The sequence below is a fragment of the Geodermatophilus sp. URMC 65 genome (assembly GCF_053502545.1).
Genome location: NZ_CP199954.1, coordinates 3,733,503 through 3,756,376, shown reverse-complemented (window position 1 = coordinate 3,756,376; position 22,874 = coordinate 3,733,503). Strand labels below are relative to the sequence as shown.

At 73.5% G+C, this 22,874-nt stretch carries 23 protein-coding genes; all 23 read right to left on the bottom strand.

Annotated elements, in window-relative coordinates; all coding sequences use genetic code 11:
* Positions 1-48 precede the first annotated feature (48 nt).
* Entirely contained in the window at positions 49-453 is a 405-nt protein-coding gene (locus ACWIX7_RS18260) for a DUF2550 domain-containing protein (RefSeq protein ID WP_448617835.1), read from the bottom strand.
* Between the two features lie 36 nt (positions 454-489).
* Positions 490-879: a F0F1 ATP synthase subunit epsilon gene (locus tag ACWIX7_RS18255; RefSeq protein WP_091212683.1), complete on the bottom strand. Its 390-nt coding sequence runs from the start codon at positions 877-879 to the stop codon at positions 490-492.
* A gap of 149 nt (positions 880-1,028) precedes the next feature.
* A complete protein-coding gene (locus ACWIX7_RS18250; RefSeq protein WP_091212685.1) occupies positions 1,029-1,208 on the bottom strand; it encodes a hypothetical protein in 180 nt (59 codons plus the stop codon).
* A gap of 302 nt (positions 1,209-1,510) precedes the next feature.
* A complete protein-coding gene (atpD, locus tag ACWIX7_RS18245) occupies positions 1,511-2,947 on the bottom strand; it encodes a F0F1 ATP synthase subunit beta (RefSeq protein ID WP_448617834.1) in 1,437 nt (478 codons plus the stop codon).
* A gap of 77 nt (positions 2,948-3,024) precedes the next feature.
* Positions 3,025-3,999: a F0F1 ATP synthase subunit gamma gene (locus ACWIX7_RS18240; RefSeq protein ID WP_448617833.1), complete on the bottom strand. Its 975-nt coding sequence runs from the start codon at positions 3,997-3,999 to the stop codon at positions 3,025-3,027.
* A 2-nt stretch (positions 4,000-4,001) separates the two neighbouring features.
* Positions 4,002-5,639 (bottom strand): F0F1 ATP synthase subunit alpha, encoded by a 1,638-nt coding sequence (gene atpA / locus ACWIX7_RS18235; protein ID WP_448617832.1) that lies wholly within the window; start codon positions 5,637-5,639, stop codon positions 4,002-4,004.
* Between the two features lie 48 nt (positions 5,640-5,687).
* Positions 5,688-6,560, bottom strand: a complete 873-nt coding sequence (locus tag ACWIX7_RS18230) for a F0F1 ATP synthase subunit delta (RefSeq protein WP_448617831.1) — start codon at positions 6,558-6,560, stop codon at positions 5,688-5,690.
* Positions 6,560-7,147 (bottom strand): F0F1 ATP synthase subunit B, encoded by a 588-nt coding sequence (locus ACWIX7_RS18225; RefSeq protein WP_448617830.1) that lies wholly within the window; start codon positions 7,145-7,147, stop codon positions 6,560-6,562. The genes ACWIX7_RS18230 and ACWIX7_RS18225 overlap by 1 nt, the downstream gene beginning before the upstream one ends.
* A gap of 44 nt (positions 7,148-7,191) precedes the next feature.
* Positions 7,192-7,431 (bottom strand): ATP synthase F0 subunit C, encoded by a 240-nt coding sequence (gene atpE / locus ACWIX7_RS18220; RefSeq protein WP_100498270.1) that lies wholly within the window; start codon positions 7,429-7,431, stop codon positions 7,192-7,194.
* A gap of 75 nt (positions 7,432-7,506) precedes the next feature.
* Positions 7,507-8,337 carry a F0F1 ATP synthase subunit A gene (gene atpB / locus ACWIX7_RS18215; RefSeq protein WP_448617829.1) on the bottom strand — a complete coding sequence of 277 codons (831 nt, stop codon included), beginning with the start codon at positions 8,335-8,337 and terminating at the stop codon, positions 7,507-7,509.
* Positions 8,334-8,558, bottom strand: coding sequence for a hypothetical protein (locus ACWIX7_RS18210; RefSeq protein WP_448609867.1), 225 nt, complete (start codon positions 8,556-8,558; stop codon positions 8,334-8,336). Before ACWIX7_RS18210 ends, atpB begins: the two co-directional genes overlap by 4 nt.
* A gap of 119 nt (positions 8,559-8,677) precedes the next feature.
* Entirely contained in the window at positions 8,678-9,205 is a 528-nt protein-coding gene (locus tag ACWIX7_RS18205; protein ID WP_448617828.1) for a hypothetical protein, read from the bottom strand.
* On the bottom strand, positions 9,202-10,452 hold the full coding sequence (locus ACWIX7_RS18200) for a glycosyltransferase family 4 protein (RefSeq protein ID WP_448617827.1): 1,251 nt from the start codon (positions 10,450-10,452) through the stop codon (positions 9,202-9,204). Before ACWIX7_RS18200 ends, ACWIX7_RS18205 begins: the two co-directional genes overlap by 4 nt.
* A 234-nt stretch (positions 10,453-10,686) precedes the next feature.
* Complete coding sequence (locus tag ACWIX7_RS18195) at positions 10,687-11,343, bottom strand: L-threonylcarbamoyladenylate synthase (RefSeq protein WP_448617826.1); 657 nt, start codon at positions 11,341-11,343, stop codon at positions 10,687-10,689.
* A 14-nt stretch (positions 11,344-11,357) separates the two neighbouring features.
* Positions 11,358-12,203, bottom strand: coding sequence for a peptide chain release factor N(5)-glutamine methyltransferase (gene prmC / locus ACWIX7_RS18190; protein WP_448622167.1), 846 nt, complete (start codon positions 12,201-12,203; stop codon positions 11,358-11,360).
* A gap of 11 nt (positions 12,204-12,214) precedes the next feature.
* Positions 12,215-13,303, bottom strand: a complete 1,089-nt coding sequence (prfA, locus tag ACWIX7_RS18185; protein ID WP_448617825.1) for a peptide chain release factor 1 — start codon at positions 13,301-13,303, stop codon at positions 12,215-12,217.
* Between the two features lie 86 nt (positions 13,304-13,389).
* The gene (gene rpmE, locus ACWIX7_RS18180; RefSeq protein ID WP_448617824.1) at positions 13,390-13,608 is read right to left on the bottom strand and encodes a 50S ribosomal protein L31; all 219 of its coding nucleotides are present in this window, start codon (positions 13,606-13,608) and stop codon (positions 13,390-13,392) included.
* Positions 13,609-13,805: 197 nt separating this feature from the next.
* The gene (gene rho / locus ACWIX7_RS18175) at positions 13,806-15,953 is read right to left on the bottom strand and encodes a transcription termination factor Rho (protein ID WP_448617823.1); all 2,148 of its coding nucleotides are present in this window, start codon (positions 15,951-15,953) and stop codon (positions 13,806-13,808) included.
* Between the two features lie 245 nt (positions 15,954-16,198).
* Positions 16,199-17,134, bottom strand: coding sequence for a homoserine kinase (gene thrB, locus ACWIX7_RS18170; protein ID WP_448617822.1), 936 nt, complete (start codon positions 17,132-17,134; stop codon positions 16,199-16,201).
* A 62-nt stretch (positions 17,135-17,196) separates the two neighbouring features.
* Positions 17,197-18,282 (bottom strand): threonine synthase, encoded by a 1,086-nt coding sequence (gene thrC / locus ACWIX7_RS18165; protein WP_448617821.1) that lies wholly within the window; start codon positions 18,280-18,282, stop codon positions 17,197-17,199.
* Positions 18,279-19,571 (bottom strand): homoserine dehydrogenase, encoded by a 1,293-nt coding sequence (locus ACWIX7_RS18160; protein WP_448617820.1) that lies wholly within the window; start codon positions 19,569-19,571, stop codon positions 18,279-18,281. Before ACWIX7_RS18160 ends, thrC begins: the two co-directional genes overlap by 4 nt.
* A complete protein-coding gene (lysA, locus tag ACWIX7_RS18155; protein WP_448617819.1) occupies positions 19,568-21,022 on the bottom strand; it encodes a diaminopimelate decarboxylase in 1,455 nt (484 codons plus the stop codon). Before lysA ends, ACWIX7_RS18160 begins: the two co-directional genes overlap by 4 nt.
* Positions 21,023-21,054: 32 nt before the next feature.
* Positions 21,055-22,716: an arginine--tRNA ligase gene (argS, locus tag ACWIX7_RS18150; RefSeq protein WP_448617818.1), complete on the bottom strand. Its 1,662-nt coding sequence runs from the start codon at positions 22,714-22,716 to the stop codon at positions 21,055-21,057.
* Positions 22,717-22,874: the final 158 nt, after the last annotated feature.

The window sequence follows — 22,874 nt, the reverse complement described above, 5'->3', positions numbered from 1 at the left end:
GGGTCCCGCCGCGAGCCCGCGAGCGGTGGGGGGCATGGGAGTCCTCCTTCAGCGCACGGGCGGCGCGGACTCCACCCAGGAGAGGAAACCCGTCACGGTCGAGGGGTCCATGGCCAGCTCGCGGGGGCCGGCCGCGGTGGTGCAGGAGAGGACGACGACGTCGTCGGGGAGGGCGACGTCCCCGGCATCCGCGCGGCGCCGTCCCTGCACCCGGAACTCGGCACGGCACAGCCGCTGCTCCGGGCGCACCGACAGCGACAGCGCCCGGTACCAGAGCAGCGAGTCGCCGCCGTACCAGGCCACGCCCACCGACCAGCGCGGCGAGCCGGCCGAGCGCAGCCACATGGTGACGGCACCGAGCCCGGAGAGCAGAAAGCGGCGGCGCAGCAGGAAGGCGACGACCAGTCCGACGAGGACCCCCACCGCGACCAGGAGGAGCAGTTCGGTCGTCATCGGGGGCGCCGGACGGTCAGGCGGGCGGCGGGAGGCTCAGGCGTCCTGACCGGCGGCGCGCAGTCGCGACTGGGCGCGCCTGGCGGCGGCGAGGGCGTCGGGGTCGTCGCCGGCCTCCTCCGCGCGGCGCAGCGCCTCGCGGGCCCGCTCGACGTCGATCTCGGAGGAGATCTCCGCGGTCTCGGCGAGGATGGAGACACCGCGGTCGGTCACCGACAGGAAGCCGCCGTGGGCCGCGACGACCATGTCCTCGCCCTCGACGGTGCGGACGGTGACGACGCCGCCCTCGGCGAGCTGGCCCAGCAGTGGCGCGTGCCCGGGCAGGACGCCGAGCTCACCCTCGGTCGTGCGGGCCACGACCATGTTGGCCTCGCCGGACCAGATCATCCGCTCGACGGCCACCAACTCGACATGCAGGGTCGCCACGACACTCCTCGGGGTCCACCGGCCGGCGGTACGGGTCACCACGTCCGGGGTGGACACGGCGACGGGTCGGGCACACTCTATCCGCCGCGTCCGCGCCGTCCCCGCCAAGGCCCCGTCCGGCACACCCCGTGCGGAGGTGAAGTCCTCCCTCAGGCGCAGCGGCGGTACAGCAGGGTCCAGCGGCCCACGCGCACCCAAGGACGGCGCACGGTCGAGGCCGGCGCCCAGTCCTCGGTGTGGAACTGCCGCCCGCCGACGTAGGGCACCGCCGCGGACGGCGGCCAGCTCCAGTCGGCGCCGTCCACCCGCGTCCCGGTGATGCCGTCCACGTGCTCTCTCCCGATCGCCGCCCAGCTGGTCCAGGCGTCCTCGCACGAGATCGGCACAGGGCGAGGAGCCCTTGAAGCGACCCGCACCACACCACCCGTCCGGGCCACCGCGCCGGGGCTACCCGCCGCACCGCCCGGAAACACGGAACGGCCGGGTCCCGTTGGGGACCCGGCCGTCCTGGAGGTCGGGGCGGCCACCCTCCAGGGTCCCGCTGACCCCGTCGAGGGTCCCGCCCCGAGCGTGCGAGGGGTGGGGAGGACGGGGTCCTTCGACGAGGCGCGGGGGGAAGGGTGGTCCGCTGTCAGGCGCGCTTCAGCTTGTCGGCGTTGCGCTCGAGGTCCTCGAGGCCACCGCACATGAAGAAGGCCTGCTCCGGCACGTTGTCGTAGTCGCCGTCGGTGATCGCCTTGAACGCCTGCAGCGTCTCCGACACCGGCACGAACGAGCCCGGCTGACCGGTGAAGGCCTCGGCGACGAACATGTTCTGCGAGAGGAAGCGCTCGACGCGCCGGGCCCGGTTGACCGTGACCTTGTCCTCCTCGGAGAGCTCGTCGATGCCGAGGATGGCGATGATGTCCTGCAGCTCCTGGTAGCGCTGCAGCACCTGCTTCACCGTCTGGGCGATCGCGTAGTGCTCCTGCCCGACGTACTGCGGGTCGAGGATCCGGCTGGTGGAGTCCAGCGGGTCCACGGCCGGGTAGATGCCCTTCTCCGAGATCGGCCGGCTGAGCACCGTCGTCGCGTCGAGGTGGGCGAACGTGGTGTGCGGCGCCGGGTCGGTGATGTCGTCGGCGGGCACGTAGATCGCCTGCAGCGAGGTGATGGAGTGACCCCGCGTCGAGGTGATCCGCTCCTGCAGCTCGCCCATCTCGTCGGCCAGGGTCGGCTGGTAACCCACGGCGGAGGGCATGCGGCCCAGCAGCGTGGAGACCTCGGACCCGGCCTGGGTGAACCGGAAGATGTTGTCGATGAAGAGCAGCACGTCCTGGTTCTGCTCGTCGCGGAAGTACTCCGCCATCGTCAGCGCGGAGAGCGCGACGCGCAGCCGGGTGCCCGGCGGCTCGTCCATCTGGCCGAAGACCAGCGCGGTGGACTCGATGACGCCGGACTCGGTCATCTCGGTGATGAGGTCGTTGCCCTCACGGGTGCGCTCGCCGACGCCGGCGAACACCGACACGCCACCGAACTCCTGGGCGACGCGACGGATCATCTCCTGGATGAGCACCGTCTTGCCCACACCGGCGCCACCGAACAGGCCGATCTTCCCGCCGGCCACATAGGGGGTCAGCAGGTCGATGACCTTGATGCCGGTCTCCAGCATCTCGGTGCGGCCCTCGAGCTGGTCGAACCGCGGCGCGTGCCGGTGGATCTCCCAGCGCGGGGCGTCGGCGCCGTAGCCGGGGGTGTCCAGGCACTGGCCGAGGGCGTTCCACACGTGGCCGGTGGTGATGTCACCGACGGGCACGGAGATCGCCGAGCCGGTGTCCCGGACCTCGGCGCCCCGGACCAGACCGTCGGTGGGCTGCATGGAGATGGTGCGGACCACGTTGTCACCCAGGTGCTGGGCGACCTCGAGGGTCAGCGTCTTGCCCAGGTCGGCGAGGGTGACCTCGACCTGCAGGGCGTTGAACAGGTCGGGCATCGCGTCGCGCGGGAACTCGACGTCGACGACCGGCCCGGTGACCCGGACGACGCGGCCGGTCGTCTGGGTGGTCGGACGGTCCTCGGTGACGGTCATCTGTACTGCTCTCCTGCCCTCGGCCTTGCGTGATCCGCGTCTTCGGTGTCCCTGCCGCGGGAGCGGCGGGGGTGGGGTCAGTCGTCGGCGCCCGCGGACACCAGCGCGTCCGCACCGCCGACGATCTCACTGATCTCCTGGGTGATCTCGGCCTGGCGAGCTTGGTTCGCCTGCCGCGAGAGGTTCTTCGCCAGCTCCTCGGCGTTGTCCGAGGCCGACTTCATGGCCCGTCGCCGCGACGCCGACTCCGACGCCGCCGACTCCAGCATCGCCGCGAAGATCCGCGTCGTCACGTACTTCGGCAGCAGGGCGTCGAGGAGGGCGTCGGGCGAGGGCTCGAACTCGTAGGAGGTGGGGACGCCGGAGTCGCCGGTGGTGACGCCGCTCTCCCGATCCTCCCGCTCGTAGTCGAACTCCTCGACCTCCTCGACCTCCAGCGGGGCCATCCGCTTGGCGACCGGGATCTGCGCGAGCAGCGACCGGAACTCGGTGTACACGATGTGCAGCTCGTCCACACCGAGGACGCCGTCGGCACCGGCACCGGTCTCGTCGTCGTCCATGCCGGCGGTGAAGGTCGCGATGAGCGCCTCACCGACGCGCTGGGCGTCGGCGTACCCCGGCTGCTCGGAGAACCCGGTGAAGGTCTCGGCCATCTCCCGGTCGCGGAAGGAGTAGTAGGTCTCCCCCTTCCGGCCCACCACGTACAGGACCGGCTCCTTGCCCTCCTGGCGGAGCAGCGAGAGCAGCTCCTCGGTGCGGCGGAGCACGTTGACGTTGTACGAGCCGGCGAAGCCGCGGTCGGAGGTGATCACGAGCACCGCCGCCCGGCGCGCATCCTGCCGTTCCGTCAGCAGCGGGTGGTCCAGCGACGCGGACGACGCCAGGGCGGACAGCACCCGGGTGATCTCCCGGGCGTAGGGCTTGGACGCCTCCACCCGGGCCTGGGCGCGCACGATGCGGGCGCCGGCGATCAGCTCCTGCGCCGAGAAGATCTTCTTCGTCGACTTCGTGGAGCGGATGCGGCGCCGCAGCGCGCGGAGGTTGCTGGCCACGGTCAGGCGCTCCGCTTGACCTGGACGCGCTCCTGGCCGCGCTCGGACGCGTCCATCGCCTCGGCCTCGTCCTCGTGGATCCGCAGCGTGCCGCCCTCGGTGGTCTGGAACTGGCCGTAGAAGTCCTCGACGGCCCGCTCCAGGCCCTGGACGGCGTCGTCGCCGAGCGCCTTGCTCTGCCGGATCCCGTCGAAGACGCCGCCGTGGTTGCGGGCGACGTAGTCGAGGAACTCGCGCTCGAAGCGACGCACCTCCGGCACCGGGACCTTGTCCAGCTTGCCGGTGGTGCCCAGCCAGATGGAGACGACCTCGCGCTCCACCGGGTAGGGCTGGTACTGGCCCTGCTTGAGCAGCTCGACCAGCCGCTGACCGCGCTCGAGCGTGGCCCGGCTGGAGGCGTCGAGGTCGGAGGAGAACGAGGCGAAGGCCTCGAGCTCGCGGTACTGGGCCAGGTCCAGCCGCAGCCGGCCGGCGACGGACTTCATCGCCTTGATCTGGGCCGAGCCACCGACGCGGGACACCGAGATGCCGACGTTGATGGCCGGGCGGACCCCGGAGTTGAACAGACCCGTCTCGAGGAAGATCTGCCCGTCGGTGATCGAGATGACGTTGGTCGGGATGTAGGCCGACACGTCGTTGCCCTTGGTCTCGACCAGCGGCAGACCCGTCATCGAGCCGGCGCCCAGGTCGTCGGAGAGCTTGGCGCAGCGCTCCAGCAGCCGGGAGTGGAGGTAGAAGACGTCGCCGGGGTAGGCCTCGCGGCCCGGCGGACGGCGCAGCAGCAGCGAGACCGCGCGGTAGGCCTCGGCCTGCTTGGACAGGTCGTCGAACACGATCAGGACGTGCTTGCCCTCGTACATCCAGTGCTGCCCGATGGCCGAGCCGGTGTAGGGGGCGATGTACTTGAAGCCTGCGGCCTCCGACGCCGGGGCGGCGACGATCGTCGTGTACTCCATCGCACCGGCCTCCTCGAGGGAGGCGCGGATGGCCGCGATCGTCGAGCCCTTCTGGCCGACGGCGACGTAGATGCAGCGCACCTGCTGGCTCGGGTCACCCGTGGCCCAGGCCTGCTTCTGGTTGATGATCGTGTCGGTGACGATCGCGGTCTTGCCGGTCTGCCGGTCACCGATGACGAGCTGGCGCTGGCCGCGGCCGATCGGCGTCATGGCGTCGATGGCCTTGATGCCGGTCTGCATCGGCTCGTGCACCGACTGCCGCTGGACGACGGTCGGGGCCTGCAGCTCCAGCGCCCGGCGGGCGGTGGTGGCGATCGGGCCGGCGCCGTCGATCGGGTTGCCCAGCGGGTCGACCACACGGCCGAGGTAGCCGTCGCCGACCGGCACGGAGAGGACCTCGCCGGTCCGGCGGACCTGCTGGCCCTCCTCGATGCCGGCGTAGTCGCCGAGGACGACGACGCCGACCTCGCGGACGTCGAGGTTCAGCGCCAGGCCGCGGACGCCGCTCTCGAACTCGAGCAGCTCGTTGGTCATGACCGAGGGCAGGCCCTCGACGCGGGCGATGCCGTCGCCGGCCTCGGTGACGATGCCGACCTCTTCTCGCGACACGTCGGGCGAGTACTCGGTGACGTAGTTCTGGATGGCACTGCGGATCTCGTCAGCGGAGATCGTCAGCTCGGCCATGGCGTGGTGTCCTCTTCCCTGCGGGGTGGTGTCTGGGTGGGAGCCGGGTCAGCCGACGAGCCGTCGGCCGGCGGCCTCGAGACGGTGGGCGATGCTGCCGTCGATGACCTCGTCACCGACGCGGATGACCAGGCCACCGAGCACGCTCGGGTCGACGGTCACCTGCAGCCCGATCGGGCGGTGGTAGAGGCGGCCGAGGAGCTCGGCCAGCCGGCGCTCCTGCGCGTCGGTCAGCGCCACGGCGGTCGTCACGTGTGCCACCGACTGACCGCGACGGGTCGAGGCCGCCTCGGAGAGGCGCTCCACGACGTTCTCGGCGTTGCCGATGGTCCGCCCGGTGAGGTGGTTGCGCAGCAGCATCGCGGTGATCGGGCTGACCCGGCCCGCGAGCAGCCGGTCCAGCAGCGCGGTCTTGCCGGCGGCCGGAGCGGTGCGGTCGCTGAGGATCCGGGACAGTTCCGCATCCCCCCCGACGATACGCCCGAAGCGGAACAGCTCGTCCTCGACGCCGTCGAGCTCACCGCGGGCGTCCGCGGCGTCCAGCGCGGCGTCCGTGGCCAGGGTCTCGGTCGCCTCCACCAGGTCCAGCGGCCGCGACCAGCGCTGCCGGGCCGCGGTCTCGACCAGGTCCAGCGTGGCCTCCGAGACCCGGCCGGACAGCAGCCGCCGCGCGACGCCGGCCCGGTCCGTCGGGCTGCCCGACGGGTCCGACAGCGCCCGGCGCACCGCGACCTGACCGTCGAGCAGGCGCGCGACGGCGAACAGCTCGTCGGCCAGGGCCGCGAGCTCCTCGGGGGTCGCGGCCCGCTCCTGGCCGGTCAGGCGATCGCGCGCCCGCTCCAGCAGACCGGAGGCCGGCCGGGTGATCTCGTCCAGCCGTTCCCGGACGACCGCGAGCGCCGCGCGGCTGGAGGCATCCATCAGCGGTCGCCCTGCGCGTACACGGAACTGCCGGTGGCACCGCCCCGGCCGTCCGGCGAGGCGCCGGCGGCCATGCCGTCGAGCTGGTCGAGGAACCGGTCGACGGTGCCGCTGCGACGCGCCTGGTCCTCGAGGGACTCGCCGACCACGCGGCCGGCCAGGTCGACCGCGAGCGCGCCGATCTCGCCGCGCAGCTGGTTCACGACCTGCTGCCGCGAGGCCGCCAGCTGCTCCTCGCCGCGGGCGATGATCCGCGCCGACTCCTCCTGCGCCTGGGCCCGCAGCTCCTCGAGGATCTGCTGGCCCTCGGCACGGGCCTGGTCGCGGATCTGCGCGGCCTCGGTGCGTGCCTCGGCCAGCTGGGCGCGGTACTGCTCCAGCGCCGCCTTGGCCTCGGCCTGCATCGTCTCGGCCCGCTCGATGCCGCCCTCGATCGCCTCGCGACGGGCCCGGAAGACCTGCTCGAACCGCGGCCAGACGAACCTGGCCAGGACGAAGAAGGCGATCGCGAAGGTGATCGTCCCGATGATGATCTCCCCCACCGGGGGGAGCAGCGGGTTGGCCGACTCCGCAGCCTGGATGCTCATGCTCTGCACGTCCCTACGTCAGAGGAGTCCGGACGGGACTCAGGTCAGCCGGCGTTGCCCGGCCCGAAGATGAAGGGGACGACCAGGCCGATGAGGGCCAGCGCCTCGGAGAGCGCGGCACCGAGGAAGGCGTAGGTCCGGGTCAGGCCGGCCGACTCGGGCTGGCGGGCGGTCGCCTGGATGTAGGCGGCCCAGACGATGCCGACGCCGATGCCCGGGCCGATGGCGGCGAGGCCGTAACCGACCGAACCGATGCTGCCGACGAGCTCTGCCATGACGTCCATGCGGGGTGGTTCCTCCTGTGTCGGTCGCCCGGGGGTCCCCGGGCGGCTGGCTGGGGGTGGTACGGGGTGGTGCGGTCAGTGAGCGGGCTCGACGGCGCCGTTGAGGTAGGTCGCCGTGAGGACGACGAAGACGTAGGCCTGCAGGACGATGACCAGCAACTCGAAGAAGGTCATGACCAGCGCCATGAGGAAGGAGGCCGCGCCGAAGACGGGCATGATCCCGCCGGCGCCGAGCAGGTAGACCGCACCGAGCGAGAAGACGACGAGCAGCATGTGGCCGGCGAACATGTTGGCGAAGAGCCGGACCGCGAGGGTGAACGGCCGGATCACGAAGACCTGCAGCAGCTCGATCGGCGTGACGAGGACGAGCGCCGCGATCGGCACGCCGGGCGGGATGGCGGCGTCCTTGAAGTAGCGCGCGGCCCCCTGCTCGCGGATGCCGATGTAGTTGTAGAGCACCCAGACGATCACCGCGAGGACCAGCGGGAAGGCGAACCTGGAGTTCGGCGAGATCTGCGCGAACGGGACGATGCTCATGAAGTTGTTCGCGAGGATGAAGAAGAACAGCGAGGCCAGGAACGGCGCGAACGGCAGGCCCTTGGGGCCGATGACGTCGCGGGCCATGCCGTCGCGTACCAGCGAGTAGCCGCTCTCACCGATGTACTGGAGCTTGTCGGGGACCACCGCCGCCTTGCGCGCAGCGAGCACCAGCAGCGTGAGGATCGCCGCGGTCGCGATCCACATGATGATCGTGATCCGGGTGATCTCGAAGTCGATGCCCAGGACCGAGAACTCGGCGACTGCCGGCGGGTAGAACTCGGCGATGGTCGGAGACTGGAAGCCGCCTTCCCCACCGCCGCCCTCGGCGGCGAGCACGTCGGCGAGCGCGTGGGCGCTGGAGGTCACCGTTGTCCCTTCTGCGTCCTGGTCGGGCTGCGGCGCCCGCCCCGGGTGGAGCCGGTGCGCCCGGACCCCTCGGCCGGGGGCAGGGCGCCGTACTTGACGACCACCAGGTAGATGGCCACCGTCAGGCCGAGGAGCACACCGATGAGGGCGACGAAGCGCGTGCCCCACCAGCGGTCGAGCAGCAGCCCGACCCCGCCCCACACGACGATCCCCGAGAGCATGGTCCCGGTGATGCTCCACCCGATGTCGGCCCCGCTGGGCTGACGCTGGGCGGACGGTGCAGGTCGAGGTCGAGAACCCCCGCTGGAGGAGCTGTCCTCGGCCATCGGCCGGGACACTATCAGCCGCGTGTCGAGGGGCTCCCCGGCGGCAGCGGGGTTCCCCCGGTCGAGGGCGGGGCGGGCGGCTGCGCGCGGGGCGGGGCGGGCGGGAGCACACGGGGCGGGGCGGGCGGGAGCACGTAGTACAGCCGGCGGGTCCAGACCCAGCGCTGCTGGACGACGCTCCAGACCAGCGCCCCAGCGACCACCGTCCACGCCAGCGTGCGGCGGTGCACCCACCCGTCGGCCGGCAGCGACTGGAGCACGGCGGCCAGGACCAGGATCTTCACGAAGAACGAGCCGAGGGCGGCAGGCAGCGTGAAGGCGTCGCCGTGCCGCCCGGCCCAGGCGATGACGAGGCCGGACAGCGCGAAGAAGAAGGTGACGACGGCGGCGCCGAGCAGCACGGCCACGGCGGCGTCCCACCCCGCGAGCAGCCCGGCGACCGGTGCGGCGACGGCGGTGAGCGCCACGGTCACCGCCGTCCCCACGCGGAGGAAGGAGAGGTCCCACGGGACCTGCTGCTGCTCGGTCCCGGTGGTGGTCATCGGACTCCCTGGGGCGACGGCTTGCCGGCCGGGTCGGCCGGCCGGTCCTGGACGGAGGGGGTGGCTGTGCGCAGCGCCCGCCCCGTGGGGTGGTGCGCGCGGCTGCGCTGCCGCTGCGCCTCGAGCTCGGCGGCCCGGGCCTCGCGGGCGGCCCGCCGGGCGCGCGGGCTGAGGACGACGACCACGCCGAGGACCAGCAGCACCGCGATGCCGACGAGCAGCTCCACCCGGCCGCCGGTGATCGACAGGCCCACCGCCCCGAAGGAGAGCAGCGCGGCCCAGAAGTACATGACCAGCACCGCGCGCCGGTGGGAGTGCCCGATCGCCAGCAGCCGGTGGTGCAGGTGCATCTTGTCCGGCGAGAAGGGCGAGCGGCCGCGCAGGCTGCGGCGCACGACGGCCATGACCAGGTCGATGAACGGGATGGAGAGCACCGCGATCGGCACCAGCAGCGGCAGGGCCAGCGGCAGCAGGGTCGCCGCGGAGTCGAACGTCTGCGGGTCGGCCTGCCCGGTCGCCGAGACGGCGGCCGCCGAGAGCATCAGGCCGACGAGCATCGAGCCGGAGTCCCCCATGAAGATGCGGGCCGGGCTGAAGTTGTGCGGCAAGAAGCCCAGGCACGCACCCGCCAGGACCGCGGTGATCAGCGTGGGGGCACTCGCGATGTCGTCGTAGCCCTCGACGCCCAGGTTGTAGCTGTAGGCGAAGAAGGCCAGCGCGGCGATCGCCGAGACCCCCGCGGCCAGGCCGTCGAGGCCGTCGATGAAGTTGAGCGCATTCACGGTGAGGACCGTCAGCAGCAGCGTCAGCGGGACGCCGATGTCGGCCCCGAGGGACAGCGTCCCGATGTCGGCGACGGGGAGGAAGACGTAGAGCAGCTGGACGCCGAGCAGCACCATGACGCCGGCGGCGGCGATCTGGCCGGTGAGCTTGGTCAGCGCGTCCAGGCCGAACTTGTCGTCGAGCACGCCGAGGGCGCAGATCAGCCCACCCGCGACGAGGACCGCGGCGGTCTGCGAGTCGTCGAAGGTGCGTTGCAGGGCCGGCAGCCGCGTCGCCACCAGGACCGCGGCGGCCACCCCGAGGTACATCGCGACGCCGCCGCCGCGCGGCGTGGGGATGACGTGCACGTCGCGTTCGCGGGGCGCGGCCATCATGCGCAGCCGGACCGCCGCCAGCCGCACCACCGGGGTGGCCAGGTAGGTGACCAGGCCCGCGGTGAGCAGGACGACGACGTACTCGCGCATGGCTCAGGCGGGGCTGGAGACGGTGACCCAGGAGAGGGTGCTCATCGCAGCGGATCTCCCGGGATCGACGACGGACTGTGGTCCCACGGTATCGCTCCGGCCCCCGCCCCACCGGGAGCGCGCGTCTCCAGCGGCCCCCTGCAGGCCCGCGCCCCGAGCCTGGTGAGGTGCTGGAACGGTCCCCCTGCGGGGGCCCACCGCGAGCCTGCGAGCGGTGGGGGGCAGGGGGTCCTTTCAGTCGACGATCTGCGGGACGACCTCGCGCAACCGGTCGACCGGGATCGCCCCGACCCGCAGGACCCGCGGGGCCGGCACGGTGCAGTCGACGATCGTGCTCGCCGCGCTCCCGGCGCGCGGCCCGCCGTCCAGGACGACGGCCGCGTGCGGACCGAGCTGGGCGACCGCCTCGTCGGCGGTGGTCGCGGCCGGCCGGCCGGAGCGGTTGGCGCTGGAGACCGCGAGCGGGCCGGTGCGCCGCAGCAGGTCACGGGCGACGTCGTCGTCCGGCAGCCGGACGGCGACGGTGCCCTCGGCGTCGCCCAGGTCCCAGGCCAGGGACGACGCGTGCTCGAGGACCAGGGTCAGCCCCCCGGGCCAGAACGCCTCGGCCAGCTTCGTCGCCAGCGGCGGGACGACGGTGACCAACCCGACGAGGGTGGACGCCTCGCCGATGAGCACCGGCACCGGCATCGTGCGGCCGCGGTTCTTCGCCGCCAGCAGCGCGGCGACCGCCGGTGGGGTGAACGCGTCGGCGGCGACGCCGTACACGGTGTCGGTGGGCATCAGCACCAGCTCGCCCCTGCCGATCGCCGCCGCTGCGGCGTCGAGCCCGGCGGCACGGGCGTCGGGGTCGGAGCAGTCGTAGGTCGCCGGGGTCGAAGACGGAGCCACGGAGGGCGAGTCTGTCATCCCCCGCTGCGCTGCGCGGTCGTGTACCGGGGGCGGCCGGCCAGGTCGGGGTGGTCCGCGACGTCGGTCCAGCCGCCGGAGGCCCGCACCAGCGCGGGCAGCGCGCCCCCCTGCTGGTCGGCGTGCTCGATGCCCAGCCCGCCACCGGGCCGCAGCAGCCGGGCGGCGGTCCGCAGCAGCCCGCGGACGACGTCGAGTCCGTCGGGGCCGCCCCACAGCGCGAGCGGCGGGTCGTGGTCAGCCACCTCGCGCGGCACCGTCGCGCCGTCGGGCACGTACGGCGGGTTGGAGACGACGAGGTCGACCGTGCCGTCGAGCTCCCGCAGCAGTCCCGGGTCGGTCATGTCGCCGGACAGCACCTCGACGGGGGTGTCCCCCGCCGCGGCGCGGGTGGCGGCGTTGGCCTTCGTCCACTCGATGGCGACGGCGTCCCGCTCGACGGCGGTGACCCGCGCGCCGGGGTGCTCGTGCGCGATCGACAGCGCGATGGCGCCCGAGCCGCTGCCCAGGTCGACGACGACCGGCTCGGTCAGACCGGCCAGCCGCGCGAGCGCCCACTCGACGAGCTGCTCGGTCTCCGGCCGCGGCACGAAGACGCCCGGGCCGACGGCGAGCTCCAGGTGGCGGAACGGCGCACGGCCGGTGAGGTGCTGCAGCGGTACCCGGTCGGCGCGCTGCCCGGCGAGAACGTCGAAGCGGGCGGCCGCGTCGTCCGGCACCTCGCCGAGGGTGAGCAGGCCGGCGCGCGAGACACCGAGGACGTGGGCGAGCAGCAGCTCGGCGTCCACCCGTGGCGACTCGACGCCGGCGTCGGCGAGCCGCCGCGCGGCGTCGGTGAGCAGCCGCCGGGTGTTCAGGAGCCGGCCGCCAGGAACTCGGCGGTGTGCGCGCGGGTGAGCGCGTCGATGACCGGGTCGAGCTCGCCGTCGAGCACCTGGTCGAGGTTGTGCGCCTTGAAGCCGACCCGGTGGTCGGAGATCCGGCTCTCCGGGAAGTTGTACGTGCGCACCCGTTCGCTGCGGTCGACGGTGCGCACCTGGCTGCGGCGCTGGTCGCTGGCGGCCGCGGCGGCCTCCTCGCGCGCGGCGGCCAGCAGCCGGGAGCGCAGCACCCGCAGCGCCGACTCGCGGTTCTGCAGCTGGCTCTTCTCGTTCTGCGAGCTGACGACAATGCCGGTCGGCAGGTGGGTGATCCGGACGGCGGAGTCGGTGGTGTTCACGCTCTGCCCCCCGGGTCCCGACGAGCGGAAGACGTCGATGCGCAGGTCGCCCGGGTCGACGGTGACGTCGACCTCCTCGGCCTCGGGCAGCACGAGGACGCCGACGGCGGAGGTGTGGATGCGGCCCTGGGACTCGGTGACCGGCACCCGCTGCACCCGGTGCACACCGCCCTCGAACTTCAGCCGGGACCAGATGCCCTCGTCCGTGCGGGACTTGATCGCGATCGAGACGTCCTTGTAGCCCCCGAGCTCGGCCGGGACGGCGTCGAGCACCTCGGTGGCCCAGCCGCGGCGCTCGGCGTAGCGCAGGTACATGCGCAGCAGGTCGCCGGCGAACAGCGCTGACTCCGCGCCGCCCTCCCCCGCCTTGATCTCGAGGATGACGTCCTTGTCGTCGTCGGGGTCCTCGGGCACCAGCAAGGAGCGCAGCCGCTCCTCCAGCTCGGGCACCCGCTGCTCGAGCGCCGCGGCCTCGGCGGCGAAGGAGGCGTCCTCGTCGGCCAGCTCACGCGCGGCGGCGAGGTCGTCGCGGACGGCGTCCAGCGCGCGCTTGGTCTCCACCAGCGGGGACAGCTGCGCGTAGCGGCGGCCCAGGCGCCGGGCGCGGGACGCGTCGGCGTGGACGGCGGGGTCGGCCAGCTCGGTCTCCAGCGCGGCGTGCTCGGCCAGCAGCCCGCTCAGGCGATCACTCGCCCCACCCGACCCGGCGTCGGTGCTGCTCATGGGGGTCCTCTCAGAGGCGGTACACGGTGCTGGACACGACGACGGCGCCCGCCCCACGCGAGGTGGGACGGGCGCCGTCGGGTGGACTACTGGCCGGCGTTGCGCTTGCCGAACCGCTTCTCGAAGCGGGCCACGCGGCCGCCGGTGTCCAGGATCCGCTGCTTGCCCGTGTAGAAGGGGTGGCAGGCGGAGCAGGTCTCGACGGTCAGCGTGCCCCCGGGGGCCGTGCTGCGGGTGGTGAAGGTGTTCCCGCAACCACAGGTCACCGTGGTGGTGTGGTAGTCGGGGTGGATGCCGGGCTTCATGTCGCCTCTTCCGGTGGTCTGTGCCGTTCAGGTGGTCGAACGCCGGCGGCCGGCCGGTCATTCCGGCCGCGCAGCGGGCTCAGTCGCTCAGTATCCCTGACAGGTGAGGGGCTGGAACGGCCTGGTGGGTTGCTGGAACGGCCCTCCTGCAGGGTCCCGGCCCGAGCGCCAGCGAGGGTCGGGGGGCAGGAGGGTCCTCAATCGTTGCCGGGGCCGAGCGTCGTCTTCTGGATCTGCATGAGGAACTCGATGTTGTTGCGCGTCTTGCGCAGCTTGTCGAGCAGCAGCTCCAGCGCCTGCTGCGGCTCGAGCGCGGCGAGCACCCGGCGCAGCTTGATGACGATGGCCAGCTCGTCGGGCGACATGAGGATCTCCTCCTTGCGCGTGCCCGACGCGTTGACGTCGACGGCCGGGAAGACCCGCTTGTCCGCCAGGCGGCGGTCCAGCTTGATCTCCGCGTTACCGGTGCCCTTGAACTCCTCGAAGATGACCGTGTCCATCGTCGAGCCGGTCTCGACCAGCGCCGAGGCGATGATGGTCAGCGAGCCGCCGTTCTCGATGTTGCGGGCGGCGCCGAGGAAGCGCTTGGGCGGGTAGAGCGCCGTGGAGTCGACACCACCGGAGAGGATGCGCCCGCTGGCGGGGGCCGCCAGGTTGTAGGCCCGGCCCAGGCGGGTGATCGAGTCCAGCAGCACGACGACGTCGTGGCCCATCTCGACCAGGCGCTTGGCCCGCTCGATGGACAGCTCCGCGACCGTGGTGTGGTCCGACGGCGGCCGGTCGAAGGTCGAGGCGATGACCTCGCCCTTCACCGAGCGCTGCATGTCGGTGACCTCCTCGGGCCGCTCGTCGACGAGGACGACCATGAGGTGGCACTCGGGGTTGTTCGTCGTGATCGCGTTGGCGATCGACTGCAGCACCATCGTCTTGCCGGCCTTGGGCGGCGACACGATGAGCGCGCGCTGCCCCTTGCCGATCGGCATGACCAGGTCGATGACCCGGGTGGTCAGCTGGTGCGGCTCGGTCTCCAGCCGCAGGCGCTCCTGCGGGTAGAGCGGGGTCAGCTTGGTGAACTCCGGCCGCTGCCGGGCCTGCTCGGGCTCCAGCCCGTTGACGGTGTCCAGCCGGACCAGCGCGTTGTACTTGTCCTTGCGCTCGCCCTCGCGGGGCTGACGGACGGCGCCGGTGATGGCGTCACCGCGGCGCAGGCCGTAGCGGCGCACCTGCGACAGCGAGACGTAGACGTCGTTCGGGCCGGTCAGGTAGCCGGAGGTGCGGACGAACGCGTAGTTGTCCAGCACGTCGAGGATGCCGGCGACCGGCAGCAGGACGTCGTCCTCGCTGACGGTCGGCTCGTTCTGTTCGAAGCGCTCGCGGTTGTTGCCGCGGCGGTTGCGGTCCCGGTAACGACGCCCCCGGCGGCCGCGGCCGCCCTCGAAGTCGTCGTCGTCCTCGTCGTTGCGGTTGTCGCTGCCGCGGTCGTTGCGGTTGTCGGTGCGGTTGTCCGGCCGGCCGCCGCGCTCGCCCCGGTCGGGACCGCGGTTGCCGTCCCGCTCGCCGCGGTTGGTGTCGCGGTCGGTGCGGTTGGTGTCGCGGTTGGCGCGCTCGGCGCGGTCGCCGCCGTCCCGGTTGGCCTCGCGCTCGCGGTTGTCGCCACGGGTGCCGCCGTCCCGCTCGCCGCGGTTGCGCCCGCGGTCGCGGTTGCGCTGCGGGCGGTCGCCCTCGGTGCGCTCGCCCTCGGTCTGCTCGGGCGCCGTCCCGGCTGCGGGAGCGGGGGCCTCGGCGCGCGACTCGGGCGCGCTCGGCCCGGCCTCGACCGCCGGGGCGGTGCTCTCGGCCGCCGGGGCGGTGCTCTCGGCCGCGGGAGCGGAGCCCTCAGCCGCGGGAGCGGAGCTCTCGGCCGCCGGCGCGCCGGCGGGCCGGCTGGCAGCACGACGGCGGCGCGGCGCGGCCTCCTTGCCCGCGTCGGGCGACGCGGTCAGCGGGCCACCGTTCGCGCCACCGCTGATCGGGGCCTCGACCGGTGCGGCCGTGGCAGCCACCCCGCGCGCGGTGTCGGCGCCACGAGCGGTCGGGATGTCGGCGGGGGCTGCGTCGGTGGTGGCGCCACCAGCGCCCTCGCCGCCCACCTGGCGGGCGGAGATGGCGGCGACCAGGTCGCCCTTGCGCATCCGGCCGGTGCCGGAGATGCCGAGCTCGGCGGCCAGTCGCTGCAGCTCGGGCAGCAGCATGCCGGAGAGCCCGCTGCCGCGGCGACGGGTGCGGCCCGTCGTCCCAGAGGCGGCAGGTGCCTCGTCGGTGCCGGCGCCCTGCGGCGCGGTGACGAGGTCGGTGGTCTCGCTCACGTACAGGTCCTTCCCTGCGGAGACCTGCGCCTACCAGCGCAGGGGGTGATCCGGCCCCTCCCGCCCGATCTTCGAGCGGACAGCGAGAGATGCGGGATGCAGTGGGTGCGGAGCGGTTCTGCGGCGACGGACATCAGATCGTCTGCAACGCCCCGCGCGAGGCTCGCCCGACTGGGCGGCTACGCCGTGAGCCTAGTTCCAGCTCACGAACGCGACAACACCGTGCGGTACCGGTGTGTTCCTCGTTATCGAGACGATACCTGCTGGCCGGGGCGGTGCACACGCGAACCGCGGACATCGACCCCCAGAGGGAGCACCGACCACCCCTCAGGAGTGAGATCGGCCACGTCGCGCACGCGCACGGCGCCGGCCGGGTCGTCCGCGGGGTCGTCGGGGTGCCGACGGGTCAGCACGAGCAGGCTCGGGCCCGCACCGGAGACGACGGCGGCGTGCCCGGCGGCGCGCAGCCGCTCGAGCACCCGCGCGGACTCGGGCATCGCCGCCGCGCGCTGCCGCTGGTGCAGCCGGTCCTCGGTCGCCTCGAACAGCAGCGTCGGCTCGCTGACCAGCGCGTGCACCAGCAGCGCGGCGCGCCCGGCGTTGAAGGCCGCGTCGGCGTGCGGGACGGCGTCGGGCAGCAGGCCACGGGCGACGTGCGTGGACAGCGTCGCGTCGGGGACGAGCACCACCGGCCGCACGTCGTCGTGCACGGGGATCGTGTCGGCACGGGCGACCCCGTCGGTCGTCCACGACAGCGTCGCCCCGCCGAGCAGGCACGGGGCGACGTTGTCCGGGTGGCCCTCCAGCTCGGAGGTGAGACGCAGCACCGCGTCGAGGTCGACGCTGTCGACCTCGGGGCACAGCGCCCAGGCGCCGAGGACGCCGGCGACGACGGCCGCCGCCGACGAACCCATCCCCCGCCCCTGCGGGATGCCGTTCTCGGCGACGACGCGCAGGCCGGACGGCGTCCAGCCGAGCTCGTCGCACGCGGCCCGGAAGGCGCGCACCACCAGGTGCGACTCGTCCGTCGGCAGCTCGCCCGCCCCCGCACCGGAGACCTCGACCTCCAGGCCGGACGCGAGGACGTCGAACGCGACGACGTCGTGGCAGGCCAGGGCGATGCCCGCGCTGTCGAAGGCCGGCCCCAGGTTGGCGCTGGTCGCCGGGACCTGGACCCGCACCGTGGCCGCGTCCGGGGTTCCCTCGCGAGCCTGCGAGCGGAGGGCGGGACGTGGTCCTTTCACTACAGCCCCAGCTGGGCGGCGGCGGTCGCGGCGTCGACCGGGACGGTCACCGGGGCCGGCGCACCGGAGATGGCCCACTCCGGGTCCTTGAGCCCGTTGCCGGTCACCGTGCAGACGACGCGCTGGCCGGGCGCGAGCTCGCCGGCCTCGGCGACCTGGAGCAGCCCGGCGACCGACGCAGCCGACGCCGGCTCGACGAAGACGGCCTCGGTGCGGGCCAGCAGCCGGTAGGCGGCGAGGATGGCCCGGTCGGTGACGGCGTCGATGCGCCCGCCGGACTCGTCGCGGGCGGCCAGCGCCTTGGTCCAGGACGCCGGGTTGCCGATGCGGATGGCCGTGGCGATCGTCTGCGGCTGCTCGACGACCTGCCCGGTGACGATGGGGGCGGAGCCGGCGGCCTGGAAGCCCCACATGCGCGGCGTCCGGCTGGCCGTGCCGTCGGCGGCGTACTCGCGGTAGCCCTGCCAGTACGCGGTGATGTTGCCGGCGTTGCCGACCGGCAGGCAGTGGACGTCGGGGGCGTCGCCGAGGACGTCGACGATCTCGAACGAGGCGGTCTTCTGCCCCTCGATCCGGTACTGGTTGACGCTGTTGACCAGGCTGACCGGGTAGTCGATCGCCAGCTTGCTGGCCAGCGCCAGGCAGTCGTCGAAGTTGCCGTCGACCTGCAGCAGCTTGGCGCCGTGCACCAGCGCCTGGGCCAGCTTGCCCAGGGCGATCTTGCCCTGCGGCACCAGGACGGCGCAGACCATGCCGGCGCGCGCGGCGTAGGCGGCGGCGCTGGCGCTGGTGTTGCCGGTGGAGGCGCAGATGACCGCCTGCGCGCCCTCCTCCTTGGCCTTGGTGATGGCCATGGTCATCCCGCGGTCCTTGAACGACCCGGTCGGGTTGGCGCCCTCGACCTTGAGGTAGACGTCGCAGCCGGTGCGGCGGGACAGCTCCTGCGCCGGCACCAGCGGGGTCGCGCCCTCCTGGAGGGTGACCACCGGGGTGCTGTCGCTGACCGGCAGCCGCGAGCGGTAGGCCTCGATGAGGCCGGGCCACAGCGGGGAGACGGTGCCCCGGACGGGCAGCTGCGTCGTCATGACAGTCCTTCCACACGCAGGATGCTCGTGACGCCGCGCACCGCGGGCACCCCCCGGAGCGCGGTCACCGTCGCCGACAGGGCGGCGTCCGGGGCGCTGTGCGTCACCAGGACCAGCGTCGCGGCGTCCCCGTGCCCGTCCTGGCGCACGGTGGCGATGCTCACCCCGTGGCGGGCGAACTCCTGCGCCACCGTCGCGAGCACGCCCGGCTTGTCGGCCACGTCGAGGCTGACGTGGTACCGGGTCGGGGTCTCGGCGATCGGCCGCGCGGGCAGCCCTGCGTAGGTGGTGACGCCCGGACCGGCGACCCCGGCGACCCGGTTGCGTGCGACGGCGACCAGGTCGCCGAGCACGGCACTGGCCGTCGCGTCCCCGCCGGCGCCCTGGCCGTAGAACATCAGCTGCCCGGCGGCCTCGGCCTCGACGAAGACGGCGTTGAACGCCCCGCCGACGGAGGCCAGCGGGTGCGTCGTCGGGATCATCGCCGGGTGCACGCGGACGGCCACGGAGTCCCCGCCGTCGGCCAGCACGCGCTCGCAGATGGCCAGCAGCTTGACGGTGCAGCCGATCTCCGCGGCGCGGGCGACGTCGGTCGCGGTGACCGCGGAGATGCCCTCGCGGTACACGTCCGCGGCCGAGACCGAGGTGTGGAAGGCGAGCGAGGCGAGGATCGCGGCCTTGGCGGCGGCGTCGAAGCCGTCGACGTCGGCGGTCGGGTCGGCCTCGGCGTACCCCAGCTCGGTCGCCTCGGCCAGCGCCTCGGTGAAGCCGTGCCCGGTCTCGGCCATCCGGGACAGGATGTAGTTGGTCGTGCCGTTGACGATGCCGACCACCCGGCGCAGCTGGTCACCGGCCAGCGACTCGCGCAGCGGGCGCAGCAGCGGGATCGCCCCGGCCACGGCGGCCTCGTAGTACAGGTCGACGCCGGCCTTGGCCGCGGCCGCGTGCAGCTCGACGCCGTCCTCGGCCAGCAGCGCCTTGTTGGCGCTGACCACCGACTTGCCCGCCTCGAAGGCGGCCAGCAGGAGCGAGCGCACCGGCTCGATGCCGCCGATGACCTCGACGACCAGGTCGACGTCGTCCCGGGTCACCAGCCCGTGCGCGTCGGTGGTGAGCAGGTGCGCCGGGACGTCGGGGTACCGGTCGGGACGGCGGACCGCGACGCCGGCGACCTCGACCGGCCGGCCGATGCGGGCAGCGAGGTCGCCCGCCTGCTCCTCCAGCAGCCGCAGCACGGCGCTCCCGACGGTGCCGCAGCCCAGCAGCGCGACCTTCAGCGGATCACTCACGAGCGGGCTCCTGCCGGGTGCTCGGGCGCGGGCTGGTCGATCGCCGGCGAGGGCGCGGGCACGTCGGCGAGGACGGCGTCGAGGGCGAACACGTCCGACAGTGTCTGCCGCCGGACCACCTCCGTGGCGACGCCGTCCCGCACGGCCACCACCGGCGGCTTGAGCAGGTAGTTGTAGTTGCTCGCCATCGACCAGCAGTAGGCGCCGGTCGCGGCGACCGCGAGCAGGTCGCCGGCCTGCACGTCGGCGGGCAGCCACAGGTCGCGGACCAGGACGTCGCCGCTCTCGCAGTGCTTGCCGACGACCCGGCACAGCGCCGGCGGGGCGTCGGAGGTCCGGTTGGCCAGCACGCAGGTGTAGGACGCGTCGTAGAGCGCGGTGCGGATGTTGTCGCTCATCCCGCCGTCGACCGAGACGTAGTTGCGCACCTGCGGGGCGCCCTGCCCGCCGCTGCCCAGCCGCACCGGCTTGATGGTGCCGATCTCGTACAGCGTCACGGTGCCGGGGCCGGCGATGGCCCGCCCGGGCTCGACGGCCAGCCGCGGCACCGGCAGGTCCAGCGCCGCGCACTCGGCGGCGACGACGCTGCGCAGCCGGCGGGCGATGTCGCCGGGGCCGACCGGGTCGTCCTCGGGCAGGTAGGCGATGCCGAAGCCGCCGCCGAGGTTGAGCTCCCCCAGCACCTCGCCGGTGGCCTGCCAGACCTGGCCGAGCAGCCCCACCACCCGGTGCGCGGCGGCCTCGAACCCGGCGGTGTCGAAGATCTGCGAGCCGATGTGGCTGTGCAGGCCGGTCAGCCGCAGGGCCGGCTCGCGGATGACCCGCACCGCGGCGGTCAGCGCGTCACCGGTGGCCAGCGAGAAGCCGAACTTCTGGTCCTCGTGGGCGGTGGCGATGAACTCGTGGGTGTGCGCCTCGATGCCGACCGTCGTCCGGACGAGCACCGGCACCGGCGTGCCGCCGTCGGCGACCCGGGCAGCGGCCATCGGGACCAGCCGGTCGATCTCGTCGAAGGAGTCCAGGACGACGTGGCCGATGCCGGCGTCGACGGCCAGCTGCAGCTCGACGAGCGACTTGTTGTTGCCGTGCAGCGCGATCCGCTCGGCCGGGAACCCGGCGGCGAGGGCCAGGGCCAGCTCGTTGCCCGAGCAGGCGTCCAGGTGCAGGCCGTCGTCGGCGATCCAGCGGGCGACCTGCCCGCAGAGGAACGCCTTCGACGCGTAGTGCACGTCGGCGCCGTCGAAGGCGGCGGCGAAGTCCGCGGCCCGGCCGCGGAAGTCGGCCTCGTCCAGCACGAACAGCGGGGTGCCGTGCGCCCGCGCCAGCTCGGTGACCGGCCGGCCACCCAGGTGCAGCTCGCCGTCGACCCGCTGCGCCGAGCGCGGCCAGACCTGCGGGTCGAGCGCGCCGAGGTCGGCCGGCGGCAGGCCGACCGACGGCGGCGGGGTCATGCCCCCGTGCAGCGGACCCGCCGGGTGCGCTCTCACATCCGCTCCGGGGCGTCGACGCCGAGCACGCCGAGGCCGTTGCGCAGCACCACGGCGGTGGCCGCGCACAGCCACAGCCGGGCGGTGGTCAGCGGGGTCGCCTCCTCGTCGCCGCGCGGGAGCACGCGGCAGGAGTCGTAGAAGCGGTGGTAGGTGCCGGCCAGCTCCTCGAGGTAGCGGGCCACCCGGTGCGGGGCGCGCAGCTCGGCGGCCGACGTCAGCACCCGCGGGAACTCGCCGAGCGCCCGCAGCAGGTCGTTCTCCCGGTCGTGGGTCAGCTGGGCGACGTCGACGTCCCCCGGCCCGCCGAGCGCCACCCCGAGGTCGGCGGCGTTGCGCAGCACGGAGGAGATCCGGGCGTGCGCGTACTGGACGTAGAAGACCGGGTTGTCGTTGGTCTGCCGGCTCCACAGGTCCAGGTCCAGGTCGATCTGCTGGTCCACCGAGGCCCGCGCCAGGGCGTAGCGGGCGGCGTCCTTGCCGACGGCCTCCACGAGGTCCTCGAGCAGGACGACGGTGCCGGCCCGCTTGCTCATCCGCACCGGCTCGCCGTCGCGTACCAGGTTGACCAGCTGGCCGAGCAGGATCTCCAGGTTGGCCTCGGGGTCGTCGCCGACCGCGGCCACCAGTGCCTTGTACCGGCCGACGTAGCCGGCGTGGTCGGCGCCCAGCATGATCACGACCTTGTCGAAGCCGCGGTTGCGCTTGTCCAGGTAGTAGGCGCAGTCGGCGGCGAAGTAGGTCGGGTCGCCGTCGCTCTTGACCAGCGGCCGGTCCTTGTCGTCGCCGAAGTCGGTGGTCCGCAGCCAGGTGGCGCCGTCGGCCTCGTAGACGTGGCCGTTCTCGCGCAGCCGCGCGATGGCCTTCTCCAGCGCACCGGTCTCGTGCAGCGTGCGCTCGCTGAAGTAGACGTCGAACTCGACGCCGAACGCGGCCAGCGTCCGCTTGATCTCGTCGAACATCAGCTCGACGCCGCGCTCCCGGAAGCGCTCCTGCTGGTGCTCCTCGGGCAGCTCCAGCACGCCGGGCTCGGCGTCGACGACCTGGGTGGCGATCTCGCCGATGTAGTCGCCGGCGTAGCCGTCCTCGGGCACCGGCCGGCCGTGCGCGGCGGCCATCAGGCTGCGAGCGAACCGGTCGATCTGCGCACCGGCGTCGTTGAAGTAGTACTCCCGCGTGACGGTGGCGCCGCTGGCCTCCAGCAGCCGGCCGAGGGCATCGCCGACGGCGGCCCACCGGGTGCCGCCGATGTGCACCGGCCCGGTCGGGTTGGCCGAGACGAACTCCAGGTTCAGCTTCTGCCCGGTGAGGGTGTCGGTGTGCCCGTAGCCCGGGCCGGCGGTGACCGCCTCGACCGCTATGCGGCCGAGCGCCCCCTGCGCGAGGGTGATGTTGAGGAAGCCGGGCCCGGCGACGTCGACCGCGGCGATGCCGGGCCGGGCGCGCAGCTCCTCGGCGAGCACCTCGGCGACCTCGCGGGGCGGGCGGCCGGCCGGCTTGGCCAGCCGCAGGGCCACGTTGGTCGCGTAGTCGCCGTGCTCGGGGTTCTTCGGGCGCTCGACGACGACGTCCTCGGGCACCGGGACGGCCAGCGCGCCGCGGTCGACGGCCGCGGCCACGGCGGTCCGGACGACGTCGCGCAGCTGCTCGGGTGTCACCGCACGAGCGTACTGACCGGGTTCCCGTGCCCCGTGCGGCCTTCCTCACCCCGACCGGCGTTCTCCCCGGGTGCGTTCACGTCGCGCACCTAGACTCGGCGGCCGCACCCGCCGCGCAGGAGTCGCCGCGCGGCGCACCGGCACGCGCACGGACGCGG

Coding starts and splice junctions, on each gene's coding strand:
- ACWIX7_RS18260 (WP_448617835.1), bottom strand. CDS start 453: ATGACGACCGAACTGCTCCTCCTGGTCGCGGTGGGGGTCCTCGTCGGA.
- atpD (WP_448617834.1), bottom strand. CDS start 2,947: ATGACCGTCACCGAGGACCGTCCGACCACCCAGACGACCGGCCGCGTC.
- atpA (WP_448617832.1), bottom strand. CDS start 5,639: ATGGCCGAGCTGACGATCTCCGCTGACGAGATCCGCAGTGCCATCCAG.
- ACWIX7_RS18230 (WP_448617831.1), bottom strand. CDS start 6,560: ATGGATGCCTCCAGCCGCGCGGCGCTCGCGGTCGTCCGGGAACGGCTG.
- ACWIX7_RS18225 (WP_448617830.1), bottom strand. CDS start 7,147: ATGAGCATCCAGGCTGCGGAGTCGGCCAACCCGCTGCTCCCCCCGGTG.
- atpE (WP_100498270.1), bottom strand. CDS start 7,431: ATGGACGTCATGGCAGAGCTCGTCGGCAGCATCGGTTCGGTCGGTTAC.
- ACWIX7_RS18210 (WP_448609867.1), bottom strand. CDS start 8,558: ATGCTCTCGGGGATCGTCGTGTGGGGCGGGGTCGGGCTGCTGCTCGAC.
- ACWIX7_RS18205 (WP_448617828.1), bottom strand. CDS start 9,205: ATGACCACCACCGGGACCGAGCAGCAGCAGGTCCCGTGGGACCTCTCC.
- ACWIX7_RS18200 (WP_448617827.1), bottom strand. CDS start 10,452: ATGCGCGAGTACGTCGTCGTCCTGCTCACCGCGGGCCTGGTCACCTAC.
- prfA (WP_448617825.1), bottom strand. CDS start 13,303: ATGAGCAGCACCGACGCCGGGTCGGGTGGGGCGAGTGATCGCCTGAGC.
- rpmE (WP_448617824.1), bottom strand. CDS start 13,608: ATGAAGCCCGGCATCCACCCCGACTACCACACCACCACGGTGACCTGT.
- thrC (WP_448617821.1), bottom strand. CDS start 18,282: ATGACGACGCAGCTGCCCGTCCGGGGCACCGTCTCCCCGCTGTGGCCC.
- lysA (WP_448617819.1), bottom strand. CDS start 21,022: ATGACCCCGCCGCCGTCGGTCGGCCTGCCGCCGGCCGACCTCGGCGCG.